This is a genomic window from Marivirga atlantica (assembly GCF_016734805.1).
GTDB classification, from domain to species: domain Bacteria; phylum Bacteroidota; class Bacteroidia; order Cytophagales; family Cyclobacteriaceae; genus Marivirga; species Marivirga atlantica.
Genome location: NZ_JAERQG010000002.1, coordinates 655,126 through 670,957 on the forward strand (window position 1 = coordinate 655,126; position 15,832 = coordinate 670,957).

Here is a 15,832-nt window from a genome sequence, read left to right on the forward strand (position 1 = left end):
TATATATGTTAAGAGTTGCAAGTATATTTTATTACTTTTAATTCTGAAAGTAATTCATAACTAAGCTTGATGTAACCTTTATTTTTGAATATAGGAAGCCTTAAATGGCTGAAAGGATGATCTTATTTGCTCTTTTTCCATTACATTAGTTACCTCATTTAAATACCCAAGTAATAGTACACCGACCACTATATGACCAAAGAAAAACTTACTCTCTCACAACTCGAACAATACCTATCCAAAGCAGCCTGGATTTTGAAAGGACCTGTAGATGCTTCTGATTTTAAAGTCTATATATTTCCAATGCTATTTTTTAAGAGATTATCCGATGTTTTTGATGAGGAATATAAAAACGCTCTTGAAGAGTCAGGAGGAGATGAAGAGTATGCGGCCTTACCGGAGTTTCATCGCTTCATTATACCCAAAGGCTGTCATTGGCAAGATATTAGAGAAACCACAACGAATGTTGGCTTAGCTATTGAGCAAGCCTTAAGAGGAATAGAACAAGCCAATCAAGAGTACCTATATGGCATTTTCGGTGATGCGCAATGGAGTAATAAAAACAAGCTTCCTGATCGTTTATTAATTGATTTAGTGGAGCATTTTTCTCAATACAATTTATCCAACTCCAATGTTGATTCTGATCTTCTAGGGAATGCTTATGAGTATTTGATCAAGCACTTTGCTGATTTGACCAATAAAAAAGCTGGTGAATTTTACACCCCTCGTTCAGTAGTGCATTTGATGGGCTTGATTTTAGATCCTGAAGAGGGTGAAAGTATCTACGATCCTGCTTGTGGTACCGGAGGAATGTTGTTGGAATGTGTAGATCATTTAAAGGACGATAATAAAGATTATCGAACTTTACGGCTATACGGACAGGAAAAGAACCTTACTTCCAGCTCTATCGCTCGAATGAATATGTTTTTGCATGGGATTGAGGATTTCCAAATTGTGAGAGGAGATACCTTAAGAGAACCCGCTTTCTTCGAAGCCGATGGTTTAAAGACATTTGATTGTGTAATCGCTAATCCACCTTTTTCTTTAAAGCAGTGGGGAGCTGATAATTGGGCGAATGATCCTTTCGGCAGAAATATAGCAGGTGTTCCACCCGATGGCAATGCGGATATGGCCTGGGTGCAGCATATGATCAAATCTATGAATACTTCTGGAAGGATGGCGGTGGTCTTACCACATGGTGCACTGTTTAGGAAAGGGGCAGAAGGCAGAATACGAGAAGCTTTGATTAAGGATGATTTACTAGAAGCAGTAGTAGGTTTAGGTCCCAACATCTTCTATGGAACGCAATTAGCGGCCTGTGTGATGATCTTTAAAAAGCAGAAAGCAGCTAATCAAAAAGAGAAGGTGCTATTTATAGATGCTTCAGAACAGGTAAGAGTAGGACGCGCCCAGAACTTCCTAGAGCGCGAGCATGTCGATCAAATCTTCCTGTGGTACAAAGAATATCAGGATGTTGAAAATCATGTAAAACTGGCCAATTTAGATGAGTTGGCGGAGAATGATTTCAACTTGAATATTCCCTTATATGTAGAAAAGATCATTGAAGACAACTTGCCTTCAGTGGAAGAAGCTTTAGAAGAGTTAAAGCAGGCCTGGGATCAAAGTTTACGAGCTGAGAAAAAATTTAAAAATATTTTAAAAAAATTTATTAATGAATAGTCATCTAAATATTTTCAAGGCATACTCAAAAGAGTATAGTGAATATCAGCTAGAAAATGATTTGACCAGGGCATTAGCAATTTGTCTACAAGAGGATAGTCTCTTTTTTAATGATGTATTAAAATCAATTATCCATAACAATTATGATGGCGTATTTTTCGGTGATTTAGAATCAAAAAACACCATTCAAATCAGTATTCAAAAGAAAACGAGCGAAATTAGTAATGAAAATGATGATTTCGAAAAAATATATGCGGTTTCATTAAGCGACAATGTAATGACTGCCGATCATTTTTGGCAACAAAATCACGATAAAATTTATGACCCTATTTGCGATATAGTTATTAAAATCAATAATGTTTTGATAATTATAGAGGCGAAACGAGATAATGTAGACTGTACAGCCCAACTGTATAATCAGGCTTTTAATATTTGTTCGAATTCAAAGATTTCAAAGGATGAATTGGCTGATTATATAATTCCTGTAGATTTAGAATGGACAAAACTAATGAGCATTGCAGTTAATGTTGGCAGTTTCGAATTGGCAACTGGATCACCTAATAGATTTCTAAATGATTTTATCGAATTAATTAGAGGCCATAATTTCAAGTGGCTGCCTGAACCACCTATTGGCTCGGTATCTCAGGAAAATCAAAGAGCTATTGAAAGAAGAATCGATTCTGCAGTCAGTGAATTAAATAAAGTTGGACATATTAGTAAATTAGATTATTCAGGGAGGCTGGGAGTGTCCTTTTCAGAACCTTGGGCCAATGAATTATTATTTAAAGTAAAAGAAAATGGAGATTTAATTGGTGCTATTTATCCTGGCAATACAAAGGCTCAGGGGGTATTCATATTTGATAATGATCCAGAACTCAAACAGAGTATTAGGATAGGAGATAAGAACTATGAGCTAGAAATAGCTTATCATATTAAATTTGCTAATCAAGGTTTTATCACCGGAATGTGGTTTAATGAAAAGGATCTTGAAAAGAAACTGTACACGCAGAATAATTTCAAAAAGTACTGTGGAAGGAATAAAAGAGAAAAAGGAGATTGGAAAAAGATTGAAGATTTATTTGATGATTGCTTTAAGACTAATTTTGATTGGAAAAAGAATTGCAAGTGGAATTCGAAAATAATTAATACTGGCAGAACACAATTTAATATGTCTTTTGGATATGAAATATGTGTTACAATACCCTTTGCAGAATTAAGAGATTTAGATCAAACCAGGACAGATTTATCAGGACTAACAAACCTTATTGAATCTATTTATACACAGTATAAGACGCTTTATAAAAAATGACCCAACGCGAATTAGAAAAATATTTATGGGGTGCGGCTACCCAATTGAGGGGCACCATTGATGCTGGGGATTATAAGCAATACATCTTCCCTTTACTTTTCTTTAAGCGCATCTGTGATGTGTATGATGAGGAATATGAAAAAGCCCTGGAAGAAAGTGATGGCGATATGGAATATGCTGCCTTTGCAGAGCATCATCATTTCATAGTACCTGAAGGCGCTCACTGGAATGATGTGCGTGAAACCACTACCAATGTAGGTTTAGCCATTCAAGATAGTATGCGGGCTATTGAAAAGGCCAATCCGGATACCCTTTACGGTATTTTTGGAGATGCTAGCTGGACCAATAAAAACCGACTAAGTGATGAAACGCTGATTAATTTGATTGAGCATTACTCCCAACATAAATTGAGTATGAGCAATATACCCGATGACCAATTGGGTAATGCTTACGAATATTTAATCAAAGAGTTTGCCGATGACAGTGGCCATACAGCTGCGGAGTTTTATACCAATAGAACCGTAGTAAAACTTATGACCATGATCATGGACCCTCAACCGGGAGAAAGTGTATATGACCCTACCTGCGGTTCCGGTGGACTCTTATTGAACTGTGCCTTGCATTTGAAAGAAGAAGGCAAGGAATACCGTACCTTAAAGCTTTACGGACAAGAAATTAATCTGATAACCTCTGCGATAGCCCGTATGAATATGTTTATGCACGGTATAGAGGAATTTAGCATTGTGAGAGGTGACACCTTAGCCCGACCAGCTTTCCTGCATCAAGATGAACTGAAGAAATTCAATGTGATTTTAGCCAATCCTCCTTATTCCATTAAATCATGGGATCAAAAGAATTTTGCCAACGATCCTTATGGTAGAAATTTATGGGGTGTTCCTCCGCAAGGCTGCGCTGATTATGCCTTTCAGCAACATATCCAAAAGAGTTTGGACGATGAAAATGGCCGTTCTATTTCCCTTTGGCCACATGGGGTACTGTTTAGAGATAGCGAAGCAGCCATGCGCAGAAAAATGATAGAAGATGATTTGGTGGAATGTGTGATAGGCTTAGGACCCAATTTATTCTATAATTCTTCTATGGTTTCCTGTCTATTAATTACAAATAACAACAAACCGGCTAGCAAAAAGGGTAAGATTCAATTTATACAAGCTGTTGACGAGGTTCGAAAAGAAAAAACGATGAGTTATCTGGATGATAAACATATTCATAGAATCCATGAATCGTTTAAGGATTTTTCGGATATCAATGGGTTTAGTGCGATTGTTTCGAATGAAAAAGTTTTAGAGGATAAGTATGCTAGATTAAGCATACAATTTTATGTAAAAACAAAGACAGAAAACGAATATGAATTTAGTGAGATTTATAAGGATTGGAAGAAATCTTCTAGGAATCTAAAAGAATCCATGGAACAGCTTTTTAAAACTCTGGAAAATGAATGAAATCAAGGATATAGCAAATAAGCTGAATATTGATAAATCTAATTGGATTACGGTTAAACTCGGAGATTTACTTGAGGATATAAATGACAGAGTAAAAAGCCCTGAGGAGTCCGAATATGATCGATTTGTGGGCCTAGAGCATTTTGTTTCTGGAGACATAAAAATTAAAGATTGGAAATCAACAGAGGGACTTGCCTCATCTGCAAAAGCTTTTAAAAAAGGGGACATACTTTTTGCCAGGAGAAATGCCTATTTAAGAAGAGCATCACAAGTTGATTTTGAAGGTTGTTGTTCAGGAGATGCATTCGTTTTGAGAGAAAAGAAAGATGAAATTATACCAGGGTTTTTATGTTTCTTAATGAATTCTGATGCTTTATGGGATTACGCAAATGATAATGCTGCGGGGACAATGTCTAAGCGAGTTAAATGGCGTGACCTTGCCAACTACGAATTCCTCCTTCCTCCAAAAGAACAGCAAGCCGAATTAGCCGAACTGCTTTGGGCAATGGATGAGGTGATTGAGAGGAAGAAAGGAACAATTAACACTTTGACTGAAGCGCAAAGCTCATTTAGAAATGAAATATTTAGTGGAACCTACTATAATCTTGAAAAAAGAAAAGATTCTAAACTTGGAGAGGTACCCTCTAATTGGGATGTAAAACCACTAAATGAACTTGTTGATGAATCAATCTGCTATGGAATTGTTCAACCTGGAGAAAATACACCTGGAGGGATACCGGTTGTTCAAATAAAGAATTTAATTGAGTTCAAGCAAGATGCAATGCACTTTGTAGATCCAGATATAGAAAAACCTTACTCTAGAAGTAGAATATCTGATAAGGACATATTGCTAGCAATTAAGGGTACATTAGGAATCTGTAACACAGTGCCTAGAGGGTTTAAGGGTAATATTGGTAGAGATACTGCAAAGATTAATATTACTAATCGACTTATGCGGGAGTATGTTTTGTATCTTTTTAGGAGTTCAAAATACCAATTATTATTTGATAGGATAAAGGTAGGCTCTACTCGATATGAAATTTCAATTGCTACTTTGAGAGATCTCCCAATATTGATTCCCCCAGTAGAAATTATCGAGGAGATTATCAGAATTTTCAATTCCATAGATGATTCATTTATGATGATTAGAAAGTCATTATTACTGTCCCAATCCCTTCAAAAGAGTTTAATCAATCAGATTTTTTAGGGTATGAAAGCAAAAGATGTCCTATGGTTAATGGTTATTGCACTAAGTTTATTAGTGGCTTGGCTTTTCATAGATCGGGCTGATAGAGCAAAAAAGATGGATCGTATTATCAAGCTCCTCAGGAAGGAGAAGCATGAGATTCATATTACGTATCTTAATTTGCTGAAAAAGCATCTTGAGTCTCAGCAAAATATAGATATTGGTATTATTCAAGAGTTTGAAAAGCTTAAAACCAAGCTAGATCGTTTGGATTTCGAAACTCATATTGAGTTAGAAACAATTGTAAAAGATCTTAAAGTTGGTAGAGGTACGGAGGCAATCAGACGTTTATCAAAAATCGTTGAACAGAAACTCAAGAAAAGAATATCTAAAGTAACTGATTACAAAGGACCTAAAATGTTAGGTCAAATGTTAGAGTATGCTAAAAAATCAAACTGGATATCAGAAGGGCAATATCATAATTCGCAGCTGCTAAAGGAAATTAGAAATAAGGAGAGCCATGAATTGATGGTTATCGAAGATTCCAAACAGGTAGGAATGTGTATTTATTTCGGAATTGATCTTTTGTATAGCTTGAAGACATGAAACTACACGAAGCCATAGTGCAAATATTGAAACAAAGGGGCACATCTATGTCAACCACTGAGATAGCATATGCTCTAAACAAAAATAGATGGTATTCAAAAAAAGATGGTTCAGATATAACAGCCTTTCAAATTCACGGAAGGACCAGAAATTATGATCACCTTTTTAAACGTGATGGCGCTCAAGTATCACTGAAGAGTCATACTGGGATGGTAAAGATGACAACAAAGAAGGAAAAACCTCAAACCAGTGTAAAAGAAATCGCTAGTAATGCGAAGTTAGCTTTAAAGGTTTTAATGAATGAAAAGAATTTCAAAGCTGCATCTGAGATTGATAGTTTAGTGCCAGACCAACCTGGTCTATATTGCCTACGAATTAAAGACATCAAAAATTTAAATGGAATTTTCCTACAGACGTTAAAAGAACGAAAGCATAATATAATTTATATCGGAATAGCCTCAAAAAGTCTTCAAAAGAGAATGCTTGGCCAAGAATTAAGGGCAAGAGGCCATGGTACCTTTTTTAGAAGCTTGGGAGCCGTTTTAGGATTTAGACCTCAAACAGGGTCCCTTAAGGACAAAGTGAACAAGAATAATTACGTTTTCTCAAAGGATGACAACGATCAAATTATTGAGTGGATCAATCAAAATCTCTTGGTGAATTGGGTGGCAATGGATGAGGGTATACAAACTGCTGAGAAGCATTTGATTAGAAAACATTCACCTTTACTCAATATTGCTGATAATACCATGCCTTTGACGGAATTAGTACTATTAAGAGAGACCTGTAGGAAAATAGCGAGCTAATAAAAAATCATTTCATATTATGAGTGAATTGAATTTAAAAGAAGATTCTGAATTTATAAGAGTTAAAAACTCATTGAATTTAAGTGATGAACAAGTAAAGCACTATAAGGGTGAAGCAAGAAATATTCTTGATAAAACATACACCAAATATAAGGAGGCTATTGAAAGTCCAAATACAGGACGAAGATGGTTTTGGGAGCTAGTTCAGAATGCTGTTGATACACTAGATGATGTAAATCAGAAAGTGGATGTCATTTTAGAAATCGTAAGAAATGACCCTGATCCTTATATTAAATTTAGTCACAATGGAGGTCCATTCAGGTTATCTGAAAAGATAGATGATGTAGATGATTTTGAGAATTTTTTAAATCCTGGATCTGGAAAATCATTTAATGATACTAATAAGGGGGGGAAATTTGGAACAGGTTTTCTTTCTACTCATTGCCTTTCACCAAAAATTAGAGTTGAAGGTAAGGTCAAAAATAATGAAGGGACATTTCACTACAATTCAGTATTATTAGATAGGACAGAAATAATCAAAACTGATGAATTATCGAGAAGAGTTGCGAAGTTAAAAATCACAAAACAATTAATAGAATATCAAAACAATAAGGAGGATTCTAAAAAGGAGATTAATAATGTTTCGGCCTCATTTACGTATTTAGATCCATTGAATCTTGAGAAATTAAGTGAAGGGATCAAAGAGATATATTATTCAATCCCATATGTTTTTGCATTTAATCCACAATTAAATTCTATTACGATTTCGAATGAAGGAGACCAACATATATATACTAATAATCAATCTCCATTAGTAAATAATGGATTGAAAATTTTTCAATCATCTTATAAAAATGAGGAGAATGAAACTATGTTTTATGTTGCAGTTTTAAAAGGAGAAAAAACGGAAATTGCTTGGAGAGTAGAACTGGATAATTCTAGATGGTTTTTTAGCAATTTTGCAACTGAATATAAAGAGGATTTTAAAGATGATTATTCTTCTCTGTTTTGTAGATATCCTTTAATTGGCAGTGCAAGCTTTAAGTTCCCAGTAATAGTTAATTCGGTAAAATTTCGTCCGGAGGAGAAAAGAAATGGTATAAACCTGATCGAGGAAGATAATACAAACAAGAGTTTGATAGAAGAAGCTTTAAAGCTTTTTGAGCAGTTTTTAATAAATATAAAAGAATTTAAAGCTCAATATAATATAGCAGACATTTTTATAATTGGAGGTACTAATTCATTACCGGCATGGATAGATAAAGAATGGTATAAAAACATCGTAGTTAAACTAAAGGAATTACTTCTAAATAATATTCAATTAGCCATTTCAGATCATGAAAGCATTAATTTACGAGAATCTAAAATTCCTTTCTTACCTAAGAATGATTTCGATAAAGATGTCAGAATGAATTTTTACAACCTTTGTAAGCAACTATTTCCTGCTGATGTTCCTGCAAGTCACGAATATAATTATTGGTATAATCAATTAGACCTTCAGAGCTTTTCGTCAATAAAATTTGATCTGAAAAAGCTTATTGAATTCATAGAAAACGACATTCAATCATTGAGCAACTTGAAATCCTATGTAAATGATCCTATAAATTGGCAAAAGAAATTTCTACGTTTAATTAGTGATTTCGATAATAAACTATTTGATCATCATAAAGTAATTCCAAATCAGATTGGCGAATTTAAATCAAGAACCGAATCGATATTTATAAATAATGATATTGAGTTAGAAGATAAGTCCAATAATAGGAATATTCTATTAGAAATATATTATCAGATTTTTAAGAGTGATTTCGAAGCAATTCTTCTTCACAGGGATTTCCATGACATCCCTAATATTTTAAAGGAAGAGAGAAATAGAGATACCAAATCCTTGATAAAGGAAATTGATGATGGAATCTCTGAAATTGAAAATACTGAAGACAAAGATTTTAGAAAAACTTTACAGTACCTATTCAATTGGCTTGATCAAAACGAAGACGAGGAATTATATAAGGAATTTAAATATTTAAATGAACACCAATCTGATCTTTACTTCAAATCATTTACAGATGTAGATAGAGACCTATCATTATCATTAATGCAAACCTATGACCATAATTCTTTAACTGCTCTGTCAAATGCAGGTTTTAATGAAACAGAGGTGGCTTGCTTTGTTGAACTTAAGGATACCGGTGTCAATTTCGAGGACTTATCTGAATTGAGTCAATTATCTGGCAAGGCTGGAATTGAAGAGGCAAAAAAAACCCTTAAAGAAATCGTTAATGAAAAAGAAGAAAAACTCTTTAAAAAAGAATTAGGTGAAAAGATAGAAATAATACTAAACAACTTATTTGAAAGAGAATTCAAAGAATTCAAGGCAGAGGTCAAACCTGTAAATGAGTACGATATAGTAATTTTTAATGAGCGCTCCCCAGAGAAAAAATTTTACATAGAATTAAAATCTTTAAATGTAGATAATCCTGAACCAGTGAAAATGGGGATTCACCAAGCTAAATTTGCTAGTAAATGCCCTGAAAGATATGCCTTAATATATATTTCTAAACAGAGAGGTATAGAGATTACAGAAGAATATCTTAAGGCGAATATAATATGTGATCTGAAGATTGGTATCAATGTTCAACCTGAAGTAGAGAAATCACTGGCAATTGATGAGATAAAAGCATCTCATAATGAATTCAGACTAAGCATTAAAGATCCTAGCATGAAAGTCCATATAAGAAAGAATCACTTTTTTCAGTTAAAAGATGGATTTTCCGAACTTCAAAATAAAATTAACGAACTTCTAAAATAATGTCATTCAACGAACTAAATAGTGTTGAGAATTATATAATGAATCGGCAATTGGATCGATGAGATTTTGATCTATCCTTCTGGAAATGGGATTATATAATCCACAATTCGCGAATCGCGAATTATTTTTTATATTTACTGAGTAAAAGATAGTTAGGTATGAAAAAACATAGTGGAATGAGGCCTCATGATATTGCAGTTTTGCTAAAGATTGCTGCAAAAGGTGATGCTCCCTGGCTAATGAAAGAATTAGCAATTGAACTCGGTATTAGTGCCAGTGAGGTGAGTGAAAGTCTGAACCGCTCTGCAATCGCGGGTTTACTATCCAAGGATAAAAAACGCTTGATGAAATCGGCTATACTCGATTTTTTAGAATCTGGTCTGCGCTATGTATATCCTCAAAAGCCAGGGGCCAAAGCGCGTGGTATTCCTACAGCTCATGCCGCTCCGCCTCTAGTGCATGAAATTGAAAGCAGTGAGCCTTATGTATGGCCTTATGCTAAAGGCACAGTGAGAGGAGAATCAATAGAGCCACTATACTCCAATTTGCCAGAGGCCTGCTTAAAAGATCCTTTATTCTATGAGTATATGGCCTTATGTGATGCACTAAGAGTGGGTCGTGCCAGAGAACGGAAATTGGCCATTCAAATCCTAAGAAAAGGACTGCTGGATGAATAATACACAAATCAATAGGATAGCAACGCTTCAAGTAGCCAAGGCTTTAGGTGAGCTAAATGAAGAGGTGGTTTATGTAGGGGGTGCGGTAGTCAGTCTTTATATAGACGACCTGGCAGCTGATGATGTACGTCCTACTAAAGATGTGGATATTACCTTCGAGATCTTAAGCCTTACAGAATTAGAAGAATTGAGAGGTGAGCTCAGACAAAAAGGTTTTACACAACATTATGAAGATGAGGTGATCTGCCGCTTTAGGTTAGATGATAAAAAAGTAGATGTGATGTCCACTCAGGAAGTAGGCTGGGCACCAGCAAATAGATGGTTTAAAGATGGCTTTGAAAAATCATTTTCTATACCTTTAGAAGATATGCAAATTCGCTTAATGCCATTTCCTTATTTTCTCGCTTCTAAATTTGAGGCTTTTAAATTAAGGGGTGGTACCGACAGCAGAATGAGTCATGACTTTGAAGACATTGTTTATTTATTGAATTATACTTCCAATTTTGCTGCACAAATTCAGTCTTCCGATAAGGAAGTGAGAGAATTCTTAATAGCCTGCCTTCAGGAAATTCAAGAAAAGCCAGCCCTTCAAGAGGGCGTGATGTCTCATATGTACTATGAGGAACAAGAAGAGCGATTAGCAATTATTATGGACCAAATTAAAGTGCTTACAGATGGGGTTTAACGAACTAAATAGTGTAGAGAATTATATAGTTCATCAGCTCAGTGGAGTCAATTTAAATAATCCAGATGCCGCTGAACCCAAAGATGGTTATGGAGCGCATTGGCAATTTAAATCCGCAGAACAGCTGAATAGGAGCGTGAATGAGGTGATGCTTGAAGCTGAAGTTAAAGAAGCATTAGTTCGTTTGAATCCTGAGATTTCTGCAAATCCGAATTTAGCGGATGAGGTCATCTATAAATTAAGAGCAGTTTTATTGGCAGTCAATCAAGTCGGCCTGGTAAAAGCCAATGAAGAATTCTTTAAATGGCTGACCGGAGAGAAAACGATGCCTTTCGGAGAAAATAATCGTCATGTCCCGGTTCGCTTGATAGATTTCGAAAAACTGACTAATAACCAATACATCATTACCAACCAATTTAGAATACATCATAGGGAAACAAAAATTCCGGACATTGTGATGATGATCAATGGAATTCCTGTTGTTGTAGGTGAGGCCAAAACACCCATACGGCCTTCTGTAAGTTGGTTAGATGGTGCGCATGAAGTGCATGAAATCTATGAAAACAGTGTGCCGCAATTATTCGTGCCTAATATTCTCTCCTTTGCCACTGAAGGCAAGGAGTTGTATTATGGAGCTATTCGCTGTCCATTAGAATTCTGGGCTCCTTGGCGCTTAGAAAATGATGAAGAAGCCATTGCTAAAAGATTAGGTCTAGGTGAAGTGGGTAAGGAATTAAATGACTTATTACATCCAGCCCGCTTACTAGATATTATGCGTAATTTCTCTTTGTTCTCTACAGATAAGAAGAAAAGAAGAATTAAGATCATTCCACGATTTCAGCAGTATGAAGGTGCCAATAAAATCGTAGACCGCGTAAAAGAAGGCCGATTGAAAAAGGGACTAATTTGGCATTTTCAGGGATCAGGAAAATCTTTCTTGATGGTCTTTGCTGCTCAGAAGCTAAGGAGAATGCCGGAACTGAAAAGTCCAACAGTGATCATATTAGTAGATCGTACCGATTTAGATACACAAATCAGTGGTACTTTTAATGCCGCTGATGTAGCCAATGTAGAAACTACAGATAGCATCAAAGAACTGCAGTCCATGCTGGAAAAGGATACCAGGAAGATCATAGTATCCATGATCCATAAGTTCCGTGATGCCAAGCCTAATATGAATACAAGGGATAATGTCATTGTATTAGTAGATGAGGCGCATAGAACACAAGAAGGCGATTTAGGTCGTCAGATGCGAGCTGCCTTGCCCAATGCCTTCTTATTTGGTTTGACTGGTACTCCAGTGAATAAGGCTGATAAGAATACCTTCTGGGCTTTCGGTTCGGAGGAAGATGAAGGTGGATATTTATCCCGCTACACCTTCCATGATTCTATCCGTGATGATGCTACCTTGCCTTTACATTTTGAGCCTCGCTTAGTGGATGTGCATGTCGATAAAGAAACCATTGATAAAGCATTCAAAGAATTTCAAGATCAAGTAGCCTTAACGGACGAAGAAGCTGACGCACTCAATCAGAAGTCAGCTAAAATGGCGGCTTTCTTAAAGTCGCCTGAACGCGTATCTAAAATTGTGGAAGATATTGCTACTCACTTTAAGGAGAAGGTGCAACCCCACGGTTTTAAAGCTATGATCGTTACACCAGATCGTTTTGCTTGTGTTCAGTATAAGGAAGAACTTGATAAATATTTCCCGGAAGAGGCTAGTAAGGTAGTGATTTCTACCTCTGCAAATGACAAACATGCCTTTAAACAGAAATGGGCCGTTGACAAAGGCCAACAAGAAAAGATTGTAGATCAATTCAATGATGCCAATGATCCGCTTCAATTTATCATAGTTACTGCAAAGCTACTCACAGGTTTTGATGCGCCTATCTTGCAAACCATGTACTTGGATAAATCCTTAAAAGATCACACTTTATTGCAAGCTATCTGTAGAACCAACCGATTATTCTCTAATAAATCATTCGGTAGAATTGTAGATTACTTTGGTGTTTTCGATGATGCAGCTAATGCTTTACAGTTTGATGAGGAAAGTGTTAAAGCAGTCATTTCAAATTTATCAGAGCTAAGAGCTAAGCTTCCTGAAGCGATGAAAGCAGCCTTGAGTCATTTCGAAGGAGTAGATAGAAGAATTGAGGGTTTTGAAGGACTAGAAGCAGCGCAAAATGCTATAAAGACGGATGAGCAGAAAGATGCTTTTGCGAAAGATTATAAGTACCTGTCTAAATTATGGGAGTCTTTGTCGCCAGACAACATTTTAGATGTGTACAACCAAGATTATAAATGGCTGAGTAATGTATATGAATCGGTAAAACCTGCAGTAAATAATTTGGGTAAATTATTGTGGTTTTCCTTAGGTGCTCAAACGACCAAATTGATACATGAAAATATCCATGTAGGGGATGTTCATCAATTGGAGGAGTTTGTTCTAGATGCAGATGTGATTGAAGAGATCTTCAACAATCCTGATCCTAAGAAAGCCAAAAAACTTGAAAAAGTTTTAATTAAACGCTTTAAAAAGCATGCTGGAAATCCAAAATTTAAATCCTTAAGTGAACGATTAGAAGCCTTAAGAGATAAGGCCGAACAAGGACTGATTACTTCCATAGAATTCGTTAAGGAGCTATGCAAAATAGCAAAAGAAACTGTTCAGGCTGAAAAAGAAATGGAAGCCATGGTAGAAGAGAAGACACCGCAAGCAGCTTTGACAGAATTATTTCTCGAGCTCAAAACAGACCAAACCCCTGCTGTGGTTGAGCGAATTGTCACTGACATTGATTCTATCGTCCGCATGGTTCGCTTTCCAGGCTGGCAGCAATCCAATCAGGGTGAAAGAGAAGTACAGAGTTCTTTAAGGAAAATACTTTGGGCCAAATATAAGATCAAAGACCAATTACTTTTTGATAGGGCATATGGGTATATAAAGGAGTATTATTAATCAATTTAAATTTCAACAAAATCTATGAAGTTATATTTTTATGAAGATGCTAAAAATGCTGATAAAGAATTAAGAAAAGAGTTCAAAAATATTACTTGGAATGGTCCACATAAATGGGTTACTATTTTAATTATTTTATGGTCAATTCTTTTAATTTTTTCAATAGCTTCAGTTAATAAGCAAATCATTATTCCACTTTGGATATTGATAGGAGTTCTTGTATTTAGACTATTGTATGTTTTTTGGCTTAAAGAATATTGGCTTCAAAAATGGAACGATAAAATCAGCGAGGATAGCAAGAATCATAAGGAGAGTATTCTAGAGGCCAGAATGGAGATATTTGAAAATACCTTCTTTAAAAATCAAGATTTTTCAAATGATAAATGCCAAACAATTATTGATAAAAAGTTAATGATTGTTGATAGAGCCATTCATGAAACAAATATATCTAAGCCAAAATTTAAAAATTGGTCGTACCTAATTCAGATTCTTTCATTGGGAGGTGTTGTTGGTTTTTCTTTAATTACCTCAATCAAAATAGATTTAAGTTTAGAAGAAATTACTGCAAGTTTAAAAAATCCTGAAGAGGTCAAATTATTGGTGGCTATATTATTTCATTATTTAATATTTGTCGGTTTTTTCTATGTGTTTAGGCAGGTGATTTTGGAAATATCGAATAATCAATTTAGCAAGGTGAATAGAATCATTCTGATGCTAGAATCGATTAAATCAAAATTTTTGAAGGAAAACATTAACGAATAGTCATTTAGGACTAGGTGTTATCAGAATAAAATTATTTCAAGTTATTTATGGCGTACTTAGATAAAATGAAAAATAGTTTCAATACTAAATGGGAGCTATTTTTATTCGACTGTGTTTTGAATGAAAAGGATGCTAATCCAAATGCATTTGAGAATTTTGAAATTAGTAATGAGCTAATTGATATCCATACAACTAAGTATAAACAAGATTACCTAGACGATCGCATTTTAAAAACTGACGAAAGGGAAGTTGACCAAATTTATCATACAATTGAAAAGCTTCGATCAGAATTAGACGAAGTTAAATATCTCAATCTGTATAGGGAATCGTTCGGGAAAATTCTATCGGAAGAACAATACAATAAGTTAATCAAGAATGAGAAATGCTTTTATTGTGAATTAGAGAAGAAAGATTTTGGAGAATTATATGAGAATCATCTAATTCGAAAAAAGGCAAATCGAGGATTTAATTTTGAAATTGATCGTAAAAATCCGAACGAAGAATACCATTATGATAATTTAGTAATGGCCTGCTACTGGTGCAACAACGCCAAAACTGATGAATTTACTGCTGAAGAGTTTAAGCCTATTGGAGAGGCAATAGGAGCAGCCTTAATGGCTAGGATAAATAGATAGAAAATGCCTAATAAATTTCCAGGTTTTATTTACTTCCTATTCGGCACCTTATTTTTAATCATTGGCATTATCATGCTGGTTTTCGACATCCAAAAAGTAGGGCAGCATTATTTGACTACCCAGCAGACTGAAGTAGGAGGTGGCTTTGTGATTTTTGTTAGTATGGTTTGTTTTGTTGTAGGGTGTTTTGCTTTATCGCCATTTAGTAAGATCAGAGAGTTTATTGAGGGTACAAAGAGAAAGTAATAAATATGATTATCAATT

Annotated in this window: 13 protein-coding genes; all 13 read left to right on the forward strand. The window is 35.1% G+C overall.

Translation table 11 applies throughout. The annotated features are described in order from the left end of the window. Positions 1-192 precede the first annotated feature (192 nt). Positions 193-1,680, forward strand: a complete 1,488-nt coding sequence (locus tag JKP34_RS10135) for a type I restriction-modification system subunit M (RefSeq protein ID WP_201920586.1) — start codon at positions 193-195, stop codon at positions 1,678-1,680. Further along, positions 1,673-2,989, forward strand: a complete 1,317-nt coding sequence (locus JKP34_RS10140) for a hypothetical protein (RefSeq protein ID WP_201920589.1) — start codon at positions 1,673-1,675, stop codon at positions 2,987-2,989. The genes JKP34_RS10135 and JKP34_RS10140 overlap by 8 nt, the downstream gene beginning before the upstream one ends. Beyond that, a complete protein-coding gene (locus JKP34_RS10145; protein WP_201920591.1) occupies positions 2,986-4,449 on the forward strand; it encodes a type I restriction-modification system subunit M in 1,464 nt (487 codons plus the stop codon). The genes JKP34_RS10140 and JKP34_RS10145 overlap by 4 nt, the downstream gene beginning before the upstream one ends. Further along, complete coding sequence (locus JKP34_RS10150) at positions 4,442-5,656, forward strand: restriction endonuclease subunit S (RefSeq protein WP_201920593.1); 1,215 nt, start codon at positions 4,442-4,444, stop codon at positions 5,654-5,656. Before JKP34_RS10145 ends, JKP34_RS10150 begins: the two co-directional genes overlap by 8 nt. Positions 5,657-5,659: 3 nt before the next feature. Further along, the gene (locus JKP34_RS10155; protein WP_201920596.1) at positions 5,660-6,241 is read left to right on the forward strand and encodes a hypothetical protein; all 582 of its coding nucleotides are present in this window, start codon (positions 5,660-5,662) and stop codon (positions 6,239-6,241) included. Next, positions 6,238-7,047, forward strand: coding sequence for a GIY-YIG nuclease family protein (locus JKP34_RS10160; protein ID WP_201920599.1), 810 nt, complete (start codon positions 6,238-6,240; stop codon positions 7,045-7,047). The genes JKP34_RS10155 and JKP34_RS10160 overlap by 4 nt, the downstream gene beginning before the upstream one ends. A 19-nt stretch (positions 7,048-7,066) precedes the next feature. After that, positions 7,067-9,853 (forward strand): DUF3883 domain-containing protein, encoded by a 2,787-nt coding sequence (locus tag JKP34_RS10165; RefSeq protein WP_201920602.1) that lies wholly within the window; start codon positions 7,067-7,069, stop codon positions 9,851-9,853. A gap of 158 nt (positions 9,854-10,011) precedes the next feature. Further along, positions 10,012-10,530, forward strand: a complete 519-nt coding sequence (locus JKP34_RS10170) for a hypothetical protein (protein WP_201920605.1) — start codon at positions 10,012-10,014, stop codon at positions 10,528-10,530. After that, positions 10,523-11,215 carry a nucleotidyl transferase AbiEii/AbiGii toxin family protein gene (locus JKP34_RS10175; RefSeq protein WP_201920610.1) on the forward strand — a complete coding sequence of 231 codons (693 nt, stop codon included), beginning with the start codon at positions 10,523-10,525 and terminating at the stop codon, positions 11,213-11,215. The genes JKP34_RS10170 and JKP34_RS10175 overlap by 8 nt, the downstream gene beginning before the upstream one ends. After that, positions 11,205-14,171: a type I restriction endonuclease subunit R gene (locus JKP34_RS10180; protein WP_201920613.1), complete on the forward strand. Its 2,967-nt coding sequence runs from the start codon at positions 11,205-11,207 to the stop codon at positions 14,169-14,171. Before JKP34_RS10175 ends, JKP34_RS10180 begins: the two co-directional genes overlap by 11 nt. Before the next feature lie 24 nt (positions 14,172-14,195). Continuing rightward, a complete protein-coding gene (locus JKP34_RS10185; RefSeq protein ID WP_201920616.1) occupies positions 14,196-14,933 on the forward strand; it encodes a hypothetical protein in 738 nt (245 codons plus the stop codon). Positions 14,934-14,980: 47 nt separating this feature from the next. Then, positions 14,981-15,568 (forward strand): hypothetical protein, encoded by a 588-nt coding sequence (locus JKP34_RS10190; RefSeq protein WP_201920619.1) that lies wholly within the window; start codon positions 14,981-14,983, stop codon positions 15,566-15,568. Between the two features lie 3 nt (positions 15,569-15,571). Further along, complete coding sequence (locus JKP34_RS10195; RefSeq protein ID WP_201920622.1) at positions 15,572-15,814, forward strand: hypothetical protein; 243 nt, start codon at positions 15,572-15,574, stop codon at positions 15,812-15,814. Positions 15,815-15,832 lie beyond the last annotated feature (18 nt).

Excerpts from the sequence above, each read along its gene's own strand:
- JKP34_RS10135 (WP_201920586.1), top strand. The coding sequence starts at position 193 with ATGACCAAAGAAAAACTTACTCTCTCACAACTCGAACAATACCTATCC.
- JKP34_RS10140 (WP_201920589.1), top strand. The coding sequence starts at position 1,673 with ATGAATAGTCATCTAAATATTTTCAAGGCATACTCAAAAGAGTATAGT.
- JKP34_RS10145 (WP_201920591.1), top strand. The coding sequence starts at position 2,986 with ATGACCCAACGCGAATTAGAAAAATATTTATGGGGTGCGGCTACCCAA.
- JKP34_RS10150 (WP_201920593.1), top strand. The coding sequence starts at position 4,442 with ATGAATGAAATCAAGGATATAGCAAATAAGCTGAATATTGATAAATCT.
- JKP34_RS10155 (WP_201920596.1), top strand. The coding sequence starts at position 5,660 with ATGAAAGCAAAAGATGTCCTATGGTTAATGGTTATTGCACTAAGTTTA.
- JKP34_RS10160 (WP_201920599.1), top strand. The coding sequence starts at position 6,238 with ATGAAACTACACGAAGCCATAGTGCAAATATTGAAACAAAGGGGCACA.
- JKP34_RS10165 (WP_201920602.1), top strand. The coding sequence starts at position 7,067 with ATGAGTGAATTGAATTTAAAAGAAGATTCTGAATTTATAAGAGTTAAA.
- JKP34_RS10170 (WP_201920605.1), top strand. The coding sequence starts at position 10,012 with ATGAAAAAACATAGTGGAATGAGGCCTCATGATATTGCAGTTTTGCTA.
- JKP34_RS10175 (WP_201920610.1), top strand. The coding sequence starts at position 10,523 with ATGAATAATACACAAATCAATAGGATAGCAACGCTTCAAGTAGCCAAG.
- JKP34_RS10180 (WP_201920613.1), top strand. The coding sequence starts at position 11,205 with ATGGGGTTTAACGAACTAAATAGTGTAGAGAATTATATAGTTCATCAG.
- JKP34_RS10185 (WP_201920616.1), top strand. The coding sequence starts at position 14,196 with ATGAAGTTATATTTTTATGAAGATGCTAAAAATGCTGATAAAGAATTA.
- JKP34_RS10190 (WP_201920619.1), top strand. The coding sequence starts at position 14,981 with ATGGCGTACTTAGATAAAATGAAAAATAGTTTCAATACTAAATGGGAG.
- JKP34_RS10195 (WP_201920622.1), top strand. The coding sequence starts at position 15,572 with ATGCCTAATAAATTTCCAGGTTTTATTTACTTCCTATTCGGCACCTTA.